This is a genomic window from Actinoplanes sp. NPDC051475 (genome assembly GCF_040689425.1).
Classification (GTDB): Bacteria; Actinomycetota; Actinomycetes; order Mycobacteriales; family Micromonosporaceae; genus Actinoplanes.
This window is the reverse complement of the sequence record NZ_JBFAZZ010000009.1, coordinates 178,417-198,511: the sequence shown is the minus strand read 5'-3', so window position 1 is coordinate 198,511 and position 20,095 is coordinate 178,417. Positions and strand designations below refer to the sequence as shown.

At 73.0% G+C, this 20,095-nt stretch carries 15 protein-coding genes; 6 read left to right on the top strand and 9 right to left on the bottom strand.

The genetic code is table 11. The features are described 5' to 3' along the window. Positions 1 to 98 precede the first annotated feature (98 nt). The 3 genes from AB0368_RS20100 to AB0368_RS20090 all read left to right on the top strand — a co-directional run bounded on the left by AB0368_RS20100 (position 99) and on the right by AB0368_RS20090 (position 4,297). Entirely contained in the window at positions 99 to 629 is a 531-nt protein-coding gene (locus tag AB0368_RS20100) for a DUF1707 domain-containing protein (RefSeq protein ID WP_366155409.1), read from the top strand. A gap of 92 nt (positions 630 to 721) precedes the next feature. After that, entirely contained in the window at positions 722 to 1,543 is an 822-nt protein-coding gene (locus AB0368_RS20095) for a metal-dependent hydrolase (protein WP_366155543.1), read from the top strand. A gap of 123 nt (positions 1,544 to 1,666) precedes the next feature. Continuing rightward, a complete protein-coding gene (locus tag AB0368_RS20090; protein ID WP_366155408.1) occupies positions 1,667 to 4,297 on the top strand; it encodes a glucosidase in 2,631 nt (876 codons plus the stop codon). Here AB0368_RS20090 and AB0368_RS20085 read toward each other — a convergent pair. Then, on the bottom strand, positions 4,269 to 5,426 hold the full coding sequence (locus AB0368_RS20085) for a hypothetical protein (protein ID WP_366155407.1): 1,158 nt from the start codon (positions 5,424 to 5,426) through the stop codon (positions 4,269 to 4,271). The genes AB0368_RS20090 and AB0368_RS20085 overlap by 29 nt on opposite strands. Before the next feature lie 175 nt (positions 5,427 to 5,601). Here AB0368_RS20085 and AB0368_RS20080 point away from each other — a divergent pair, with 175 nt between their 5' ends. The 3 genes from AB0368_RS20080 to AB0368_RS20070 are packed head-to-tail and all read left to right on the top strand — an operon-like array spanning position 5,602 to position 10,207. After that, positions 5,602 to 6,432, top strand: a complete 831-nt coding sequence (locus tag AB0368_RS20080; protein WP_366155406.1) for an LLM class F420-dependent oxidoreductase — start codon at positions 5,602 to 5,604, stop codon at positions 6,430 to 6,432. Beyond that, entirely contained in the window at positions 6,429 to 6,812 is a 384-nt protein-coding gene (locus AB0368_RS20075; RefSeq protein WP_366155405.1) for a TIGR03668 family PPOX class F420-dependent oxidoreductase, read from the top strand. Before AB0368_RS20080 ends, AB0368_RS20075 begins: the two co-directional genes overlap by 4 nt. 56 nt (positions 6,813 to 6,868) lie before the next feature. Then, the gene (locus tag AB0368_RS20070) at positions 6,869 to 10,207 is read left to right on the top strand and encodes a hypothetical protein (RefSeq protein WP_366155404.1); all 3,339 of its coding nucleotides are present in this window, start codon (positions 6,869 to 6,871) and stop codon (positions 10,205 to 10,207) included. On the opposite strand, the gene AB0368_RS20065 is transcribed toward AB0368_RS20070, so the two are convergent. From AB0368_RS20065 to AB0368_RS20030, 8 genes are all read right to left on the bottom strand, one after another. Beyond that, positions 10,204 to 12,576: an excinuclease ABC subunit UvrA gene (locus AB0368_RS20065; protein WP_366155403.1), complete on the bottom strand. Its 2,373-nt coding sequence runs from the start codon at positions 12,574 to 12,576 to the stop codon at positions 10,204 to 10,206. The two genes, AB0368_RS20070 and AB0368_RS20065, sit on opposite strands and share 4 nt — an antisense overlap. Before the next feature lie 56 nt (positions 12,577 to 12,632). Beyond that, on the bottom strand, positions 12,633 to 12,902 hold the full coding sequence (locus AB0368_RS20060; protein ID WP_366155402.1) for a hypothetical protein: 270 nt from the start codon (positions 12,900 to 12,902) through the stop codon (positions 12,633 to 12,635). A 75-nt stretch (positions 12,903 to 12,977) separates the two neighbouring features. Beyond that, positions 12,978 to 13,556 carry a DsbA family protein gene (locus AB0368_RS20055; RefSeq protein ID WP_366155401.1) on the bottom strand — a complete coding sequence of 193 codons (579 nt, stop codon included), beginning with the start codon at positions 13,554 to 13,556 and terminating at the stop codon, positions 12,978 to 12,980. Between the two features lie 20 nt (positions 13,557 to 13,576). Beyond that, positions 13,577 to 14,599, bottom strand: coding sequence for an aldo/keto reductase (locus tag AB0368_RS20050; RefSeq protein ID WP_366155400.1), 1,023 nt, complete (start codon positions 14,597 to 14,599; stop codon positions 13,577 to 13,579). A 19-nt stretch (positions 14,600 to 14,618) separates the two neighbouring features. Then, a complete protein-coding gene (locus AB0368_RS20045; protein WP_366155399.1) occupies positions 14,619 to 16,208 on the bottom strand; it encodes a DHA2 family efflux MFS transporter permease subunit in 1,590 nt (529 codons plus the stop codon). 262 nt (positions 16,209 to 16,470) lie between these two features. Continuing rightward, a complete protein-coding gene (locus AB0368_RS20040; RefSeq protein WP_366155398.1) occupies positions 16,471 to 16,653 on the bottom strand; it encodes a hypothetical protein in 183 nt (60 codons plus the stop codon). A 34-nt stretch (positions 16,654 to 16,687) separates the two neighbouring features. Continuing rightward, the gene (locus AB0368_RS20035) at positions 16,688 to 17,956 is read right to left on the bottom strand and encodes a reverse transcriptase family protein (RefSeq protein WP_366155397.1); all 1,269 of its coding nucleotides are present in this window, start codon (positions 17,954 to 17,956) and stop codon (positions 16,688 to 16,690) included. Between the two features lie 242 nt (positions 17,957 to 18,198). Then, positions 18,199 to 20,004 (bottom strand): anthranilate synthase family protein, encoded by a 1,806-nt coding sequence (locus AB0368_RS20030; protein WP_366155396.1) that lies wholly within the window; start codon positions 20,002 to 20,004, stop codon positions 18,199 to 18,201. Positions 20,005 to 20,095: the final 91 nt, after the last annotated feature.

Below are 20,095 nucleotides of genomic sequence, written 5' to 3'. Positions count from 1 at the left end.
GGGGTCAGCCCCTGCGCCGCCCGGAGTAGCGGCGCGGGCCGGCGTACTCCCTGGGGCGTACGCCGGTGACGGTGGGTGCGCCGCTCACCGCGTACCGAATGCTCCGCAGGACCGACGCGGCCCGGCGCCGGCGCGACCACCCTGGAATGCAGCACCCCGCCACGTTGCAGGAGGAGACCATGTATCCGAACCCCGCCACCCGGCTCCGCACCTCCGACTCCGAGCGCGAGCAGGTCGCCGAGATCCTGCGGGCCGCCATGACCGAGGGCCGGCTCACCCTCGAGGAGGGCGAGGAACGGCTCGGACAGGTGTACGCGGCCAGATACCGCGACGAGCTCGCACCGCTCACCGCCGACCTGCCCGACGGCGGCCGCCGGGCGCTCGCCGAGACGCCGAAGGCCCGGGCCGCGACACGCCGGGACGTCCGCCGTCACGCCGGCTTCGTGGTGTTCGTGGCTGCGCTGCTGACCGGCCTCTGGGCGCTCTCCGGCGCGCCGTTCTTCTGGCCCGCGATTCCGCTCGCGTTCCTGGTCATCGGCCTGATGAGGCACGCGCGCCACGGCGCGGACGCGCGGAGCCGCTACTACCGCCGGCACGTCGCGCCGTGGAACGCGCCGGACTATCGGTGATCATGGCCACTCCACAGTAGACGTGGCGGTCGTTGCCCACCCCACCCCGCGATGCGACAGTAGGCGCCTTACGGGGAGGGGTGGGCAAGACCATGATGGGTCCGTCGCACGCGCTGTCGGGCGCATCCGTCTGGCTGGCCGGCAGCTGGGCCCTGGACCACTTCGCCGGGTACGGCCAGAGCCCGCTCGCCGTCGCGGTCGGCGCCACCGTCTGCGCGGGCGGCGCGCTCCTGCCCGACCTGGACCTGTCCGGCAAGGTGACCCGCAACCAGGGCGGCGCCACGGTGGCCCGCACGTTCGGGGTCTTCTCGCTGTTCGTCGCCGAGGTGGTCGAGAAGATCTCGCTGGGCATCTACACGGCGACGAAGCTGAGCCGCGACCCGCGCCGTAACAACGGCCACCGTACGTTCACCCACACCCTGCCGTTCGCCGGCCTGGTGGGCTGGGGCACGACGACCGCCTGCGCCGCGTACGGGAAATGGGCGGTCGTCGCGATCGTCTTCCTCATGGCCGGCCTGGCGCTGCGCGGCCTCTTCGACGAATGGGCGGAACGCGCCGGCTGGCTCATCGTGACCCTGGCCTCGGGCGTGATCGCCTGGTCGACGGGTGCGAGCCTGCCGGGCGACCGCGGCTACCCGATGCTGGGCTTCGCGGTGGGGGTGGGCTGCGTCGTCCACCTCTTCGGCGACATGATCACCAAGAACGGCGTACCGATCCTCTGGCCGATCCCGACCGGCCGCCGCATGTGGCGCATGGTCGGAGTCCCCAACGGCATGGCGGTCCGGGTCGGCGGCCGCGGCGAGACCCTGGTGCTGCGTTCACTGTTCACGGTGGTCGCGGTCCTGGCGGTGCTGGGCATGTTCGCGCCGCACTTCCTCCAGAACCTCGACCTGGAGAAATGGGCAGACGGGTAGCTCCCGCCCGTACCGCCGTCGCGGTAGTGGATCTCCCACGAGACACCTTCGGTTAGTGTTCGTAACACCGGGCCGCAACAGTCTCAGGGGTGACCGGCGGGGGACGAAGGTCGAGGTGTGGGGGTGAGCGACGGCGTGGCGGCGGAGCGCGAGCGCCTGGCGCGGGGGGACTCCGGGGAGCAGCCGTGGCGAGCCTGGGGTCCCTACCTGGCCGAACGGGCCTGGGGCACCGTGCGGGAGGACTACAGCGAGCACGGCACCGCCTGGGACTACTTTCCGCACGATCACGCGCGCTCCCGGGCGTACCGGTGGAATGACGACGGCATGGCCGGCGTGTGCGACGACCGGCAGACTTTCTGTTTCGCCCTGGCTTTGTGGAACGGCCGGGATCCGATCCTCAAGGAGCGGATGTTCGGGCTGGGCGGCGACGGCGGCAACCACGGCGAGGACGTCAAGGAGTACTGGTGGTACCAGGACTCGACGCCCACGCATTCGTGGATGGGCTGGCGTTATCACTACCCGCAGAGCGCTTTTCCGTACGACCAGCTGGTCGCGGTCAACGGCCGGCGCTCCCGTGAGGAGCCCGAGTACGAGCTGGTCGACACCGGCATCTTCGACGAGGACCGGTTCTGGGCGGTGACCGTCGACTACGCCAAGGCGGGGCCGCGGGACATGTGTGTCGTCATCACCGTCTCGAACCGTGGCCCGGACGAGGCAACCCTGCACGTGCTGCCGACGCTGTGGTTCCGCAACACGTGGTCGTGGGGGCTGCCGAACCGGCCCGTCCCGGTGCTGACCGGCACCCCGGGCCGGATCAGTGGTGAGCACCGCAACCTCGGGCAGCTGACCCTGGCCGGTGAGGGCGACCCGCCGGCGCTGATGTGCGACAACGAGACCAACTCGCAGCGGCTCTGGGGGCTGCCGGGGACGAGCATGTTCCCCAAGGACGGCATCAACGACTTCGTCGTGGGGGGCGCGCCGACCGTCAACCCCGCCGGGACCGGCACGAAGGGCGCCCTGCACTACCAGGTCACGCTGGGGCCGGGGGAGAGCCGGCAGATCCGGCTGCGGCTGACCGAGACCGACGAGCCGGTGGAGCCGGACCTAGGCGAGGGCTTCGCCTCGGTGGTCGAGGCGCGCCGGGCCGAGGCCGACGCCTACTTCGCCGAGCTCATCCCCGCGGCGGCCTCCGCGGAGGAGGCGGCCGTCGCGCGGCAGGCCATCGCGGGACTGATGTGGGGCAAGCAGTTCTATCACTTCGACGTCAAGCAGTGGCTGCACGGCGACCCCGGGTCGTCGCCACCGCCGCCGGGGCGGCGCTACGGGCGCAACAACGCCTGGTGGCACATGAACAGCTTCGACGTCGTCTCCATGCCGGATCCCTGGGAGTATCCCTGGTACGCGGCCTGGGACCTGGCGTTCCACTGCGTCACGATCGCGCGGGTCGACCCGGGCTTCGCCAAGGCGCAGCTGCTGCTGTTGCTGCGGGAGTGGTACATGCACCCCAACGGCCAGATTCCCGCGTACGAGTGGGCGTTCGGCGACGTGAACCCGCCGGTGCACGCGTGGGCGGCGCTGCGGGTGTTCGAGATCGACGGCGGGCGTGACCACGACTTCCTCGCCCGGGTCATGCAGAAGCTGCTGCTGAACTTCACGTGGTGGGTCAACCGCAAGGACGTCGGCGGCTACAACGTCTTCGAGGGCGGCTTCCTCGGCCTGGACAACGTCGGCCCGTTCGACCGCTCGGCGGCCCTGCCGGTGGCCGGCGTCCTCGAGCAGTCCGACGGCACCGGCTGGATGGCCATGTACGCCCTCAACCTGCTCGACATGTCGATCCGCCTCGCGCTGCACGACCGCACGTACGAGGACATGGCGACGAAGTTCTTCGAGCACTTCGCGTACATCGCGGAGGCCGCGTACCGGCAGGGACTCTGGGACGACGAGGACTGCTTCTTCTACGACGTGCTGCGCCTGCCGGACGGCCACAAGATGCCGCTCAAGGCCCGCTCGATCGTCGGCCTGCTCCCGCTCGCGGCCACCACCCGGCTCAGCGCCGACACCCTGCACCGCCTGCCCGAGCTGAGTGCCCGGCTGCGCTGGCTGCTGGCCAACCAGCCCGACTACGCCGACGTGATCAGCGCCCGCCGGCTCTCGCCGCACGGCCGCCAGCAGCGGTTGCTGTCGATGGTGGGCCAGGACCAGCTGCTGCGGATCCTGGCCCGGATGCTCGATCCGGAGGAATTCCTTTCCCCGTACGGCCTGAGAACCCTGTCGCGGGCGCACCTGGAGAAGCCCTTCACGGTGTCGCTGGGCGGCTCCGACTTCACCGTCGGGTACGAGCCGGCGGAGAGCACGAGCGGCCTGTTCGGCGGCAACTCCAACTGGCGCGGCCCGGTGTGGATGCCGGTCAACTACCTGCTGATCGAGGCGCTGCGGGAGTTCGCGGCGTTCTTCGGCGACGACCTGATGGTGGAGTACCCGACCGGATCGCAGACGAAGGCGCCGCTGAGCAAGGTCGCCGACGACCTCTCGCGACGGCTGATCTCGCTGTTCGTCCCCGACTCCTGGGGCCGCAGGCCGATCTACGGCGCCTGCGAGCTCTTCCAGAACCATCCGGACTGGAAGGACCTCGTGGTGTTCCCGGAATACTTCCACGGTGACAACGGCGCGGGGCTGGGAGCCTGGCACCAGACGGGCTGGACCGCGCTGGTGGTCGACCTGATCCTCACGCTGCACCGCCCGGAAGACTCCTAGCCGGAACGCCGAGGTACGTCAGGGCGGAAGCCGCGGAGGTCATCGACGGCAGCGTCGTGAGGAACTGCCGCCACCGCATGCGGTCGCGCCGCCACTTGGCGAGGAAGGTCACGCAGAGCCCCGGGCTGATCGTCTCGAGGCTGCGCAGCGATGCCGCCAGGGCCTGCTCGGCCTCGTGCTTGTGGTCCGCGAGCCGGGGCGCGGTCGGCACGCGGTCGCGGATGGATGTGATGAGGTCGTGCCGCTGGCGCAGGAAGCCCGCCCAGAACTCGGCCGTCGCCGCCTGGGCCTCGCGCCCGTTGTCGAGCAGCGAGAACATCCCCTCGGCCAGGCAGTCGCCGAACTCCTCCTGCCGCGCGCGGTCCGGGTCCGCGTACGGATTGAAGGGTTGTTGCTCGCAGACGCCGCCCACGGCCACGCTGCCGATCCGGCGGCCGTTGAGCAGAAAGAACCAATCCTCGTTGTAGATGTGGGGAAAGAAGGAAATGTTCCGGGCCGCGGGGATGAGCAGCGCGCCGCCGCCGACGAACGTGCCCTGGTCGCCGCCGGTCGCCCGGTTGGCGTGGCACACCACCGAGTTGTCCTCGAACCCGGTGTTCTCGAGCCCGACCGCGTCGTGGTGATCGAGCAGGGCCGCCGCCCCGGCCAGCAGGCCGGCGTCGACCTCCCGGATGTCGTCGTCGAGGAACAGCACCCGGCGCCACCCGAGCATCCGGCCCACGGCCAGGCCCAGGTTGCGTTTGTCGGCCGTGTCCGTGGTGCGCCGCACCGGCTGGCCCCTCAGCAGCTCCGTCGTGCGGAACCGGGGCAGGAAGGACTCACCCCGGAAGTCCGCGGCGCTCATAGCGACGCCCGTGCCCCGGGCCCGGTCGAGCGCGGCCGCCGCGTCGGCCCGCCGGCTGCACAACACCACGAGCGGGCAGCCGAATTTCATCGCCAGGCTGACGGCGTGGTCCAGCATCGACACCGCCCGCGCCGTCGGGACGATGATCGCGTCCAGGGCGGCCGCGTCCGGCAGCGCGACGTCGCGGACCAGCAGCTTCTCGTGGGAGGGATGCTGGCCAGCGGTACTGCCGGACGTAGAGGAATTCGGTGTTCCGGTCCCGGATCGCCGGGTCGGTGAGCGCACGGACGACACCGTTTCTCCCTCGGTTGTACATGCCGTTGCAGACGGCTCCTCAAGGCCGAGATGGACGGCTTGATCGTCGGCGCGGGGCCGGTATCGGCCTGCTCCTCAGCATCATCGCGCTGGTGGCTCTCCTGACGTACGTCGGCGGGCGCTGATCCGGCCCTAGACTCGGGGCATGGAGTTCGGTGTCGGCTACTTCCCCACCCATGACGGCGTCCGCCCCGGTGAGATCGCCCGGCGGGTGGAGGAACGGGGCCAGGACGCGCTCTTCTTCGCCGAGCACACCCACATCCCCGCCAGCCGGGAGACGCCGTACGCCGGCGGCCCGGTCCTGCCCCGCAAGTACTGGCACACGTACGACCTGTTCGTCGCGCTGACCGCGGCTGCCGGGGCCACCACCCGGCTGCGGGTGGGCAGCGGCGTCTGCCTGGTCGTCGAGCGGGATCCCATCACCACCGCGAAGGAGGTCGCCTCGGTCGACCACCTCTCCGGCGGGCGCCTGGAGTTCGGCGTCGGCGCGGGCTGGAACCGCGAGGAGATGGCGAACCACGGCACGGACCCGCGTACCCGGATGCGGCTGCTCGGCGAGCGGGTCCGCGCCATGCAGGCCATCTGGACCCAGGAGGAGGCCTCGTACGCCGGCGAGTTCGTCTCCTTCGACCGGATCTGGTCGTGGCCGAAGCCGGCGCAGCGGCCGTGGCCCCCGGTGCTGGTCGGCGGCTACGGGCCCACCGTGCTCGACCGGGTGCTGGCGTACGGCGACGGCTGGTTCCCCAACTACGGCGCCGACGACCTGCTGGACCGCATCGCCGAGCTGCGGGCCCGCGCCGAGCGGCCGGTCCAGGTGCAGCTGCTCAGCGTCCCGCCCGACCCGGCCGTACTGGAGAAGCTCGAGACCGCGGGCGTGCACCGGGCGTCGTGCTGGCTGCCGTCCGGCCCGTGGAGCGTGGTCGAGGCGGCGCTGGAGCGCTGGGAGCGCGCGATCGGCGAGCTGACCGGGCGATGACGCCGGCCGAGCGGTTCGCCGCCGCCCGGGTCGCGCGGCTCGCCACCGTCACCCCCGGCGGGGCGCCGCACCTGGTGCCGATCGTGTTCGCGCTGGTCGGCGACGTGATCCACACCGCCGTCGACGCCAAGCCGAAGCGGCACCGCAGCCTGCAGCGGCTCGCGAACATCGCGCACGAGCCGCGGGTGAGCGTGCTCGCCGACCACTACGACGAGGACTGGTCGGCGCTGTGGTGGGCCCGCGCGGACGGCGTCGCCACCGTCACCGACGTGCCGGAGCCCGCCCTCATCGACCGCTATCCCCAGTACGAGATCACGCCGCCGCCCGGCCCGTTCCTGCGCATCGTCGTGCACCGCTGGACGTCCTGGTCGAGCACCTAGTACTCCTGAGTACGCCGACTCAGGAGCTGAGCGGGGCTTGCCGCGAGGATCATCCGGTGACCGCGTACCCGTGCCCGTACTGCCGTACCGAAGCCTCCCTCGCCACCGGCTGCCCGGGGTGTGGCCGGGGCCCGGACCCCGACGCCGCGGAGGTCGTCCGTCTGGACGCGGAGATCCCGGTGCTGACCGCGCGGCTCGCCGCCGCTCGGGAGGCCGTCGCGGGGGCCGATGCGGCGCTGCGCCGGGCCTGGACCGGGCGGGAGGCCGCCGCGACCCGGGTGCGGGCCGCCGTCGCCGCCGCCGCCAAGGCCGCACCCCGGCCGGCGCACGCTCCCGCGATGACCGCGCCGATGACCACGGCGACCGCGGAGGCCTCGGCGCGGGTCCTGACCGAGACCTCCACGCGGCTCGTGCAGAACACGCTGTTCACGCTCGGCGGCCTGCTGCTGGCCGTGGCCGCGATCGTCTTCACCGCCGTGGCGTGGTCGCAGTTCGGCGTGCGGGGCCGGGCCGGCCTGCTGGCCGTCGTCACGGTCGTGGCCCTGGCCGCGCCGCTCGCCGCGCTGCGCCGGCGGCTCACCGCGACCGCGGAGACCTTCGCCGCGGTCGGGCTGCTGCTGGTCCTGCTCGACGGGTACGCGGCCTGGTACGTCAACCTCTTCGGCATCGCCGACTACTCCGCGTACGGCTACGCGGGAGCCGTGTGCGCGGTGACCGCCGCGGTCGCCGCCGGATACGAGCACGTCACGGGGCTGGTCGGCCCGCGCTTCGCCGCCCTGGTGGTGGCCCAGCCGGTGCTGCCGCTGCTCGTCGCGCCGCTGCACCCGGACGCCACGGGGTGGGCGTACACGATGAGCGCCGTGGCCCTGATCGACCTGGCCGTGGTGCACCTGCGCCGGTCGGCGCTCGGCCCGGTCGGGATCGCCGCGTACGCGCTCGGCGGCATCGCCGTCAGCACCTCCGGCATCTTCGCGCTGGTCGCGCTGGCCCTCGCCGGTACCACCGCGCAGGCGGCCCTGGCGGCGTCCGCGCTGGTAGTGGCGGCGCTGGTGGTGCTCACCGGGGCGCTCGGAGCGCCGGTCCCGGCCGCGCGGGTGGGTGCCGGGGCGCTGGTCGTCGTGGCGTTCGTGATCGCGGCAGCCCGCTTCGCGGAGGTCGCCGGCGGTGCCCGCCCGGCCCCGGTGCTGGTCGCTGCGGTCGTGGCCGCGGCGGCCGTGGGGGTCCGCCTGCTTCCCGCACGGGTACGCCGAGGGCCGCGGATCGGCGCCCTGATCACGATGGCGCCCGCCGCACTCGTGGCCCTGCTCGACACCGCCGTGGCCGCGGCGACCGGGGACGCCGACTGGCGGTTGCCCGCTGTGCTGGTCGTGCTGACCGCGGGGGCGACTGTGCTGCTGCCGTACGCCGCGGTCGGGCTCGGCGGAGCCACGGCCCTGGCGCTGGCGGCGCCCGCGGGTCTGGGGCTGGCGTGGTGGGCCGCCCCGCCGCTGGACCTGGCCGTGGTGATCGCCGCGCTGATCCTCGCCGCGCGTGGCACCCCCTGGGCGGCCGGTAGCGCCGCGTCGGCCGGGGCCGCGCGTCCGGGCGGCTCGGCGGCCGGGGCCCTGCGTTCGGGCGGCTCGGCGGCCGTGGGTGCGCGTGAGGGCGGCTGGGCGGCCGGGGTTGCGGGGCTGCTGGTGGTGCATGCCGTGGTCGTGGCGTCCGCCGAGGCCGGGGTGGCCGCGGCGACCCTGGCGGCGGTGGCCGGCATCGCGCTGGTGACGGCTTGGCGAGGGCCGCAGTGGATCGGGGGTGCGGCCCTCGCCACCGGCCTCCTGGCGCTCGCGCCGGCGGCCTGGCAGGGTGCGGCGGCGCTGGGGTGGTCGGCCGCCGTGCAGGGCCGGGTCGTGCTCGCCGCCGCGGCCGCCCTCGTGGGGACGCTGTGGCTGATCCACCGGGACCGGCGGTGGGCGACCGCGGCGGTCCTGCTGGTCGTCGTGTCAGCGCCGCTCGGGGCGTACGCCTCCGGGGACTCCGCGGCGATCTACGCGGCCGTGGGCCTGGTGCTGATCGCGGCGTCGGTGCCGCTGCTCGACGTGGAGGACCGGGTGTGGGCGGCTGCCGCCGCCGCGCTGCTCGGCGCCGCGTGGCTGGCCGAGGCCGCGGGCGGGCTGCTGACCGTCTTCGCCGGGCCGTGGGCGCACGCCGGCGACCGGTGGAGCGGGCCGGTGGCCTGGGCCGACGTCGCCGCGACGGCGACCGTTGCGGTCGCCGCCGGGATCGGCGCGCGGTTGCTGCGGGGATGGTCGGCGGCGTTGTGGGCCGCGCTGCCCGTGGTGGCGGTTGCGGCTGTCATGGGTACGGCCGCACTCCGGCTGCCGTGGCCGGGCGTCCCGGCCGCCGCGCTGGTGACGGGGCTCGCGTTGCTGATCGTGGCGGCGCTCCGGGGGACCGCCCGGCGGGCCGGGGCGGCGGTGCCGGTGGGGGCCGGCCTGCTCGCCGCCGCCCTCGCCGCGGCGCTGGCGACCGACGCGGCGACGATGGCCGCCTTCGGCGCGACGGTGATCGCCGGGGTGACCGTGGGGGCGGCCGGCCGGGCGTCCGGGGCGCGCATCGCCGGGTGGTCGGCGGCGGCCGGGTCCGCGTTCGTGACGGCGTACACGGCGGGGCGGGCGGTCGAGCTGACCGTGGCGGGTACGGCCTTCGTGGTGCTGGCGGCGGCCGCGGCGGTGCTGGCGGGCGGTGCGCTGCTGCGGCGCCCGGTCGAGAGCCGGGTGCTGCAGGCGGCGGCGCACGGCGGGGCCCTGGTCGCACTCCTGCTCACCGTCGGCTCGGCCCGGTACGCGGCCGCCGTGTGCACCCTCTGGGGCATCGCCCTCGGTCTGCGGGCCCTGGTGCGCCGTGCGGGCGGGCAGCGGGTGCACGTGGTCGCTGCGGCGTCGGCCGAGGTCGGCGGGTGGTGGCTGCTGCTCGCCGCGGAGCAGGTCGCGGTCGTGGAGGCGTACACGATCCCGGCGGCCGGGGTGGCGCTGCTGGCCGGCCTGCTGGCGCGGAGGTCCGTGCCGGGGTTGTCGAGCTGGGCCGCCTACGGCCCGGCGCTGGCGGCGGCGCTCCTGCCGACGCTGGCCTCGGTGCTGACCGGCGAGGGCGAGCCGCTGCGCCGGCTGCTGCTCGGCGTCGCGGCGCTGGCGGTGCTGCTGGCCGGGTCCCGGGCGCGGCTGCAGGCCCCGGTGGTGGCCGGCGGCGTCGTGCTGACGCTGGTGGCGCTGCACGAGGCGGCCCTGGTGTGGGACCTGCTGCCACGCTGGATCCCGCTGGCGGCCGCCGGCCTGCTGCTCGTCGGGGTCGCGGCGACCCTGGAACGCCGCCGCCGCGACGTGGCCCGGGTCCGCGCCGCCCTCACCCGGATGGGCTAACCGCCGACGTACGCGGCCAGGTGCTCGCCGGTGAGGGTGGGGCGGGCGGCCACCAGGTCGGCGGGGGTGCCCTCGAAGACGATCCGGCCGCCGGCGTGGCCGGCGCCGGGGCCCAGGTCGATGATCCAGTCGGCGTGGGCCATGACGGCCTGGTGATGTTCGATGACGATGACCGACTTGCCGGCGTCGACCAGCCGGTCGAGCAGGCCGAGGAGCTGCTCGACGTCGGCGAGGTGCAGGCCGGTTGTCGGCTCGTCGAGGACGTACACGCCGCCGTTGCCGGCCATGTTGGTGGCCAGCTTGAGCCGCTGCCGCTCGCCGCCGGAGAGCGTGGTGAGCGGCTGGCCCAGGCTGATGTAGCCGAGCCCGACGTCGGCGAGGCGCCGCAGGACCGCGTGGGCGGCCGGGGTGCGTGCGTCGCCGGCGCCGAAGAACTCCTCGGCCTCGGTGACCGACATGGCGAGGACCTCGCTGATGTCGCGGCCGCCGAAGCGGTACTCCAGGACCGACGCCTGGAACCGCTTGCCCTCGCACTCCTCGCAGACGGTGGCCACCCCGGCCATCATCGCCAGGTCGGTGTAGATGACGCCGGCGCCGTTGCAGGTCGGGCAGGCGCCCTCGGAGTTGGCGCTGAACAGGGCCGGCTTCACGCCGTTCGCCTTCGCGAAGGCCTTGCGGATCGGCTCGAGCAGCCCGGTGTAGGTCGCCGGGTTGCTGCGCCGCGAGCCCTTGATCGCCCCCTGGTCGACCGACACCACCCCGTCGCGGCCCGACACCGAGCCGCGGATCAGGGAGCTCTTGCCCGACCCGGCCACGCCGGTCACCACGACGAGCAGGCCGAGCGGGATGTCGACATCGACGTTCCGCAGGTTGTGGGCGGCGGCGCCGCGTACCTCAAGTTTGCCGGACGGTGTGCGTACCGCGGGCTTCAGCGAGGCGCGGTCGTCCAGGTGGCGCCCGGTGAGTGTGCCACCGCTCCGCAGGCCCTCGACGGTGCCCTCGAACACCACCTCGCCGCCCTTGGTGCCGGCGCCCGGGCCCAGGTCGACGACGTGGTCGGCGATCGCGATGGCCTCCGGCTTGTGCTCCACGACCAGCACGGTGTTGCCCTTGTCCCGCAGCTGCAGCAGCAGGCCGTTCATCCGCTCGATGTCGTGCGGGTGCAGGCCGATCGTGGGCTCGTCGAAGACGTACGTGACGTCGGTCAGCGACGACCCGAGGTGGCGGATCATCTTGGTGCGCTGGGCCTCGCCGCCGGACAGCGTGCCGGACGGCCGCTCGAGGCTGAGGTAGCCGAGGCCGATGTCGACGAACGAGTCCAGGGTGTGCTGCAGCTTCTCCAGCAGCGGCGCCACGGACGGCTCTTTCAGGTTCCGCACCCAGGTGGCGAGGTCGCTGATCTGCATCGCGCAGGCGTCGGCGATGCTGACCTTCTTGATCTTCGACGAGCGCGCCGCCTCGCTGAGCCGGGTGCCGTCGCACTCGGGGCAGACGGTGAATGTGACGACCCGCTCCACGAAGGAGCGGATGTGCGGCTGCATCGCGTCGACGTCCTTGGACAGCATCGACTTCTGGATCTTCGGGATCAGGCCCTCGTACGTGAGGTTGATGCCGTCGACCTTGATCTTGGTCGGCCCCTTGTAGAGCAGGTCGTTGAGCTCGCGCTTGGTGAACCTGCGGATCGGCTTGTCCGCGTCGAAGAAGCCGCAGCCGTTGAAGATGCGGCCGAACCAGCCGTCCATGCTGTAGCCGGGGATCGTCAGCGCGCCCTCGTTGAGCGACTTGCTGTCGTCGTACAGTTGGGCGAGGTCGATGTCGTTGACCCGGCCCATGCCCTCGCAGCGTGCGCACATGCCGCCCGTGATGCTGAACTCGCGACGCTCCTTGACGGTTCGTCCCGCACGTTCCATGGTGACCGCACCGGCACCGCTGATCGAGGCGACGTTGAACGAGAACGCCTGGGGCGAGCCGATGTGCGGCTTCCCGAGCCGGCTGAAGAGGATGCGCAGCATCGCGTTGGCGTCGGTGGCGGTGCCGACGGTCGAGCGGGGGTTGGCGCCCATCCGCTCCTGGTCCACGATGATCGCGGTGGTCAGCCCCTCGAGCACGTCCACGTCGGGCCGCGCGAGCGTCGGCATGAAGCCCTGCACGAAGGCGCTGTAGGTCTCGTTGATCAGGCGCTGCGACTCCGCCGCGATCGTCCCGAACACCAGCGAGCTCTTGCCCGAGCCCGACACACCGGTGAACACGGTCAGCCGGCGCTTCGGGAGCTCGACGCTGACGTCCTTGAGATTGTTCTCCCGCGCGCCGTGCACCCGGATCAGGTCGTGGCTGTCGGCGGCGTGCGGCGCGGCGTTCGTCGAGTCCATGCCGCTCACGCTAGCCGCGGCGCGGCCGTGCCTGCTTCTCTATTCGTGATCGTTCTTCACTGGTCGTGGACGATCGCCTCTGCGACCCGGCGCAGCTCGCGCTGGTCGGGCACGAACCCCGCGGCGATGTCGCGGTGCAGGCCCGCCTTGGTCTCGTCGAGCAGCTCGTCGGCGACCTCCTCCACGGGCTCACCGTGGTAGTCGTCGGAGACGCGATCGGACGCGGCCTTCATCGCGGAGGAGAGCTGATCCTGGAGCGGGCCGCGCAGCTTCTCCTCGACCGGCCCGAGACTGTCCGGGTTCAGGGTGACGTGCGGCTCGACCATGGCGGGCTCCCCCCGTACGAATGCTGACGGCGCGACGCGATTACCCACCGGCGCCGAACCGTCAAACGCGGAATGTCAGGATCGGCCCCGCTTCAGTTCGAAGAAGGTACCGCTGCGCGCCAGCGGTACGACCGCGTCCCAGATCGCGAGCGCCTCCTCGGGGCCGGGCACCTCGCCGATGATCGGGCCGTGCACGCCGCGGGCGGCGCCCTCGACCAGCAGCACGGGCGAGCCGATGTCCGGGCCCGCCGAGCCGAACGCCAGGTCGTGCGACTCGCGGACCGCCTCGTCCCAGGCCTCGTCGTCCAGGATGGCCTTCGGGTCCGCGATGCCGGCCGCCTCGGCCGCCTGCACCACGATGTCGTCGCTCAGCGGCACGCCCGCCTCGTGCGTCCGGGTGCCCAGCTCGGTGTAGAACGCGCCGATGGTGTCGTCGCGGTGGTCCGCCCGCAGCGCCTCGACCAGCCGCAGCGCCTTGCGCGACGCGGCCATCATCGGCTTGTACTGCTCCGGGACGTCGCCGCCGTTGAGGATGCTCAGGCTGAACGCGCGCCAGCGCAGGGTCACGCCGCGCTCGGGCGCCACGCCGACCAGCCACCGCGAGGTGCGCCAGGTGAACGGGCAGGCAGGGTCGAAGAAGTAGGTGGCCTCCATGAGCCGATCCTATGCCGCCCTCAGCCGAGTTCGCGGCTGCGCTGGTCCACGCCGAGCACCCCGTACGGGTAGTCCGGCGCGTGCAGGTCACTCGCCGCGTCCAGGGCCTCGGTCTCAGCCTCGTCGAGGTGCAGGTCCGCGGCCCGCAGGTTCGTCTCGAGCTGCTCGACCGTACGGGCGCCCAGGATCGTCGAGGCCACCGCGGGCCGGTCGGTGACCCAGGCGAGCGCCACCTCGGCCATCGAGATCTCGCGCGACTCCGCGACCCGCTGGACGGCGTCGATGATCGCCCACGTACGGTCGGTGCCCCGCCGCTCCCACGCCTCCATGCCGCGGCCCGGATCCTCGCCCAGCCGGGTGGCGCCGGAGGGCCGCTGATCGCGCCGGTACTTCCCGGACAGCCAGCCACCGCCGAGCGGGCTCCACGGCAGCAGGCCCAGTCCGGCATCCCGGGCGGCGGGCACGATCTCCCACTCGATCTCCCGGACCAGCAGGCTGTACTGCGGCTGCAGCGTGACCGGACCGGCGATGCGCAGCTTCCGGGCGAGGTGGACGGCCTTGGTGAGCTGCCAGCCGGTGAAGTTCGAGAACCCGTAGTAGCGGATCTTCCCGGCCTTCACGAAGCCGTCGAGGGTCAGCAGAGTCTCCTCGAGCGGCGTGACCGGATCCCACGCGTGCGCCTGGTACAGGTCCACGGTGTCCAATCCGAGGCGGCCGAGCGAGGCGTCCAGCGCCCGGGTGAGGTGCCGTGCGGACAGGCCCAGGCCGTTCGGATCGCCGGCCATGGCGAAGCGCCCCTTGGTGGCCAGCACGATCCGGTCGGTCAGCTCTGCCGGGCGGTCGGCGAACCAGCGCCCGATGATGCGCTCGGACTCGCCGGCCGCGTACACGTCGGCGGTGTCGACCAGGGTGCCGCCCGCCTCGGCGAAGCGGTCGAGCTGGGCGTGCGAGACCTTCTCGTCGGACTCGGCGCCGAAGGTCATCGTGCCCAGGCAGAGGCGGGAGACGGCGCAGCCGCTGCGCCCGAGGGTTCTGTACTCCATGTCCGAAACGTAGCTCGATTCAGTGGAGCACGACCGGAGCGGCGACGTGCTCGCCGCTCTGCCGGTCGTCGAGCAGGTGAGACTTCTCGCGCTTGCGCGGCAGGAAGAACGCCGGAACGAAGGTGACCAGGACCAGCACGAAGCCCACCCAGAACGTCGTCGCGAACGAGTCGGCCACGAACTGCAGGCCGCGCTCCAGGAGACCGGGCTCGACCGGGATCTGCTGAGCCAGAGCGGGGTTCTGCTGGACGCCGATCGCCAGGCCGGCCTCGGTGACCGGCGCGCCGGTCTGCGGGTCGAGGACGCCCGGAATGGCCGGGGATTCGTTCAGCTCGCTGGTCAGGATCACCGACATGACGGCCGAACCGACCGAGCCGGCGATCTGCTGCAGGATGTTCAGCAGCGTGGATCCGCGCGCCACCTCGTGGTGGGTGAGGGTCTTCAGCGCGGACGTCATGATCGGCATCATCGTGCCGCCCATGCCCAGGCCCATGACGAACAGCGCGCCGCACAGCAGCACGTACGAGGTGTCCGTGCCCACCTGGGTGAACGCGAAGAAGCCCGCCGCGATGAGGACCAGCGCGAACGGCACCGTACGCCCGACCGGGATCCGGTCGGCCAGCATGCCCGCGATCGGCATGGTGACCATCGCGCCGATGCCCTGGGGCGCCATCAGCAGGCCGGCGTGCAGCGTCGACTCGCCGCGGACCTGGAGGAAGTAGCTGGGGAAGAGCAGGCCGGCGCCCATGAACGCGACCATGAAGACGGCCATCGTGACGGAGGCCACCGAGAGATTGCGGTTGCGCAGCAGGCGCAGGTCGAGCAGCGGGTGCGCCGGCTTGAACGAATAGAGGATGAAGCCGATCACCAGCAGGCCGCCGGCCAGCATCGGCACCCACACCTTGTTGTCCGCCATGGTCCCCGCCTCGGGCAGCGACGACACGCCGTACAGGAAGAGGGCCAGGCCCGGGGAGAGCATCAGCATGCCGAGGAAGTCGAAGGACTCGGACGGCTCCGGGGCGTCCTTCGGCAGCGCCCAGGCGGCGTAACAGAGAGCGATCGCGCCGATCGGCAGGTTGATCAGGAAGACCCATTTCCAGCTGGCGATGTCGATCAGCCAGCCGCCCAGGATGGGACCGCCGATCGGGCCCAGCAGCATCGGGATGCCCAGCACCGCCATCAGCCGGCCGATCCGCTCCGGCCCGGCCGCCCGCGTCATGATCGTCATGCCGAGCGGCATCAGCATGCCGCCGCCGAGGCCCTGCAGGACCCGGTAGCTGATGAGCTCGCTGATGGAGTCGGCGGTGGCGCACAACCCGGAGCCGAGGGTGAACAGCAGCAGGGCGGTCATGTAGAGCCGCTTCGTGCCGAAGCGGTCAGCCGCCCAGCCGGTCAGCGGGATCACCGTCGCCAGCGCCAGCGTGTACCCGGTCATGGTCCAGGCGACCTCGGCGTACGTGGCCTTGAACTCGGTCTGGAAGGTGGGCAGAGCGACGCTCACCACGGTCACGTCGAGGATGGACATGATCGCGCCGAGCACGATCACCCCGGCGATCTTCAGCACGGCGGCGTCGAGCTTGCCCGGTGCGGCCACGGGTTGACTGGTCACAGCGAAATCTCCTGGTAAGGCGGCCGCGCGCCGCATGGCACGCGGGTCCCTGCCATTGTCAGGGTTGATGGATCAGCTGTGGCTGCGGGGACCGGAATCGGTGCGGTTCCGACCTCGGCGTCATCGCCGTCCCCGTTGCCGGGGCGCCCGCCACCACTTCCGCGGGCCACCCTGCCGGGCGCCGGATGATCTCGCAAACCGTTTACGGCGATGGCGGCCTCGACCACCCGGACGCCGCCGTCCGCGCCGAACTCGACGGGTCTCAGACCGGCTCGGGCTCGCCCGCGGGGACGGAGCCGGGGTCGTCCGGGCCCGGCATCGGCTCGACCGGCGCCGGCGGCAGCGTCTCCGGGGTGTCCGGCGAGAGTTCGCCCGGGTCGTCCGGCACGGGCTCGTCCGGGTCGATCGGCGGGTAGGTGTCGGGATCCGGTCCGGGTAGCACCATGATCGGTACAGTGCCCGGTCCCCGGCCCCGGCAATCATCGAGGCCGGTCGCCGGCGAGGGCGGCGGCCAGCAGGGTGTGCAGCTTGGCGGCCCGGGCGGGGTGCCGGTGGGCGATCCAGGCGACGCGACCGCGCAGGTACGCGGGGAAGTCGTCGTGGCGTTCCCGGTTCGCCTCTTCGAGGCCGTGGCGGGCGGCGTCGTGCAGCATCGCCCGCAGGCGGTCGTAGTCCTCACGGCCGACGGCCGGGTGGTCGTTGACCACGAGGCCCGCCAGGCGCTGCCGGTCGCCGCGGCCGCGGATGCGGGTCTTGGCGGGGTGCACCCGGAAGCCCTCGTCCGTCACGACGGCCCCGGCGGCGGCGATCAGGCGGGCCGCCTCGCCGCGGGTCGGGTCTCCCGAGAAGGCCAGGTCGTCGGCGTAGCGGGTGTAGCGCACGCCGAACCGGTCGGCCAGCCCGGCCAGCCGCCGGTCGAGCCGGTACGCGACCAGATTCGCCAGCGCCGGCGACGTCGGCGCACCCTGAGGCAGATGAGGTTGCCTCAGCAGCGCGGCGCGGTGCCGGTCGGGTGACCGGCGGAGCACGGCCGCCGGGGTGCGGGTGGTCATCATCGCGGTGAGCGTGTGCGCGACCGGTTCCGGATAGCCGGCCGTGCGCAGCAGGCCGTAAATGCGGCCGGCGGTGATCGAGCTGAAGAACGCCGCCAGGTCCATCCTGATCACCAGCCGCTGCCCGCTGTGGGGTGCGGCGAACGTGTGCACGCCGCGGCCCGGGACGAAGCCGTGGGCGGCCGGGTGGATCGGCAGGCGGCCCAGGACGTCGTCGAGCAGCCGGCGTTGGAGGTCGCGCAGCCGGGGTTTCGGCGCCTCGATCAGCCGGTGGGGCAGCCACGCGTAGCGGTAATGGCGCAGGCGTTCGTCGTGGGCGTGACGGTTCAATTCCCGGCGGTCGGCGAACCAGTCGAGCTCGTCGCCGCCGAGATCCAGGAACGACGCCAGCGCCGCCAGGTCGTCGATCGGCGGGGTGTGCCAGCGCATGCGGATCACGCGGACGGGTGTGGCCCGCCGCAGCCGGATCCGGTGCCGCCGGACGAGCCGGCGCCCGGCGGGCGTCTCCAGCGCGGCGAGGAAGGCAGCCAGCTCGCGGGGACGGTCGGCCGGTGGATGCCGGTACGCCCGCAGCACCGCGAGCACCACGGCGCCGAGCCAGCGCGGCCGGCCGCCGAGCACCGCCGTGCCGATCCGGACCAGACGGCCGGGTCGCCAGCGGGTGGTGAGGAAGGCGTCCGCGAGCGCGGCTGACACCCGTACCGGTGGAACAGCGTGCCCCGACGATGCCCGGTCGTGCCTGCGCTGTCTCGCGCGGAGCGCGGTGGCGCGCCGGCGATGCGCTGCGTGGCTCAATGTCTCGCCCCCGGGGGTGCCCCGGAGAGACCGTCGGCTTGCCGGCGGTCGAGCTCGGGACACGCTGCCACCGGTCGCCGAGTATAGGGCCGGTGGTCCAAGAGGAGGCTCTCGATCCGCTTGAACCACCGACGTCCTTGTCGCTACCCGCTCACTGCGGGACTAATCACCCGGGAGAGAAGTGGCGGGAGAAGTTCCGCCAGGATGCTGAGCCCGTCCGTGCTGAGCACCGATTCCGGGTGGAACTGCACGCCCGCGAAGCCGGGACCGCGCAGGGCGTGGACGGTCCCGTCCGGATCGGCGGCGATCTCCACGCCGGGCAGCGGCGCCGTCAAGGCCGTGAAGCTGGAGTAGAAACCGACCCGGCGCCGCGTGCCGAACAGGTCGACGTCGCGTGCCACCCCCTGGTAGGTCGACTCGCGCCGGCGCAGCGGCAGGCCGAGTGTGGCGGCGAGGATCTGGTGGCCCAGGCACACGCCGAGCAGTGGGCGCCGGGCGGCGACCAGCCCCGCCACCAGGCCGCGCAGCGTGACCATCTTGGCGTCGTCCGAGGCCGGGTCGCCCGGACCGGGACCCGCGACGACCAGGTCGGCCACGGGTACGGCGGACACGGTCCACGGCACCAGGGTCACCGCGAGGCCCAGCGCCCGCAGCTGATGGGCCAGCATCGCGGTGAAGGTGTCCTCGGCGTCCACGACGACCACCGTCCGGCCGTCGAGGGCCGGGACGGTCAGGGCGCCCGGGTGCCGCTGGTCGAGCCAGAAGCGGGCCAGGCCGTCGTTGCGGGCCGCGAGCGCCGCCTGGATCGCGGGGCTGTCCGGCTCCGGGCGTACCGTCGTCGTCCGGGCCCGGGCGGCACCCAGCGCGGCCAGGACGCCCGCGGCCTTGGTGTGGGTCTCGGCGACCTCGCCGTCCGGGGTCGAGTGCCGGACCAGCGTCGCCCCGACCGGCACCCGCAGCTCGCCGCCGGGGGAGATCTCGGCGGTGCGGATGAGGATCGGCGCGTCGAGGGTCTGCCGGCCCTCGTCGTCGTGCCCGAGCAGCGCGAGCACCCCGGCGTAGTAGCCGCGGCCGCGGCGTTCGTGCCGGGCGATCACCCGGCTGGCGTTCTCCACCGGGCTGCCGGTCACGGTCGGCGCGAACATGGTCGCGCGCAGCACCTCGCGCACGTCGAGCGAGCCGCGCCCGGCGAGCAGGTACTCGGTGTGGGTGAGATGGGCCATCCGCTTCAGGTACGGGCCGACGACCTGACCCCCGTGCTCGGCGACCGCAGCCATCATCTTGAGCTCCTCGTCGAGCACCATGTAGAGCTCGTCGATCTCCTTGCGGTCGGCGAGGAAGCCGAGGAGGTCCCGCTCGCCGTCGTGGCGGAAGGTGCCGCTGATGGGGTTCATCATGGTCAGGCCGTCGGCGACGCTGACGTGCCGTTCCGGGGTCGCGCCGACGAGCGTACGGGTGCCGGTGTGCACCAGGAACGTCCAGTACGCGCCCCGCTCGCCGGTGAGCAGGTTGCGGAACGCCGCCCGCGCCGCGTCGACCGGGTCGCCGCCGACGGTGGCCTCGAAGACCCGGTGGATGACGAAGTTGGCGCCCTCGCCCTGCCCGATCTCGTCGCGCAGCACCGTACGCACGATCGTCGCGTAGTCCTCGTCGGAGATGTCGAAGCCCTGACCGGCGAGGCGCAGCGGGGCGGTGGGCAGGGCGGCGATGGTCTCGGCCAGCGGGGCCGTCCGTACCGAGCGGATCCGCAGGCATTCCAGCGGCGCGCCGTCGTCGACGCAGGCGAAGCCTCGTTCGGCGACCTGCCGGTACGGGACGAGGGCGAGCGTCTGCGGTCCCGCGCCGGCGGGCAGCGGGATGTCGGCGAGCCGGTCCACGGTGACGACGTCACCGTGGAGGATCTCGACGTGGTCGGCACCGTCGCGGTGCAGCAGGGCAAAGGGTTCCATGGGTCCTCGATCTGGGCGGGGACCGCCGCCGAGGATCGGGCCATACGACAACGGCCGCCTCGTCGGAGGCGGCCGCGGTGGATGGTTACGC

Coding starts and splice junctions, on each gene's coding strand:
- AB0368_RS20100 (WP_366155409.1), top strand. CDS start 99: ATGCTCCGCAGGACCGACGCGGCCCGGCGCCGGCGCGACCACCCTGGA.
- AB0368_RS20095 (WP_366155543.1), top strand. CDS start 722: ATGATGGGTCCGTCGCACGCGCTGTCGGGCGCATCCGTCTGGCTGGCC.
- AB0368_RS20080 (WP_366155406.1), top strand. CDS start 5,602: ATGGAGTTCGGTGTCGGCTACTTCCCCACCCATGACGGCGTCCGCCCC.
- AB0368_RS20075 (WP_366155405.1), top strand. CDS start 6,429: ATGACGCCGGCCGAGCGGTTCGCCGCCGCCCGGGTCGCGCGGCTCGCC.
- AB0368_RS20065 (WP_366155403.1), bottom strand. CDS start 12,576: ATGGACTCGACGAACGCCGCGCCGCACGCCGCCGACAGCCACGACCTG.
- AB0368_RS20060 (WP_366155402.1), bottom strand. CDS start 12,902: ATGGTCGAGCCGCACGTCACCCTGAACCCGGACAGTCTCGGGCCGGTC.
- AB0368_RS20055 (WP_366155401.1), bottom strand. CDS start 13,556: ATGGAGGCCACCTACTTCTTCGACCCTGCCTGCCCGTTCACCTGGCGC.
- AB0368_RS20050 (WP_366155400.1), bottom strand. CDS start 14,599: ATGGAGTACAGAACCCTCGGGCGCAGCGGCTGCGCCGTCTCCCGCCTC.
- AB0368_RS20040 (WP_366155398.1), bottom strand. CDS start 16,653: ATGGTGCTACCCGGACCGGATCCCGACACCTACCCGCCGATCGACCCG.
- AB0368_RS20030 (WP_366155396.1), bottom strand. CDS start 20,004: ATGGAACCCTTTGCCCTGCTGCACCGCGACGGTGCCGACCACGTCGAG.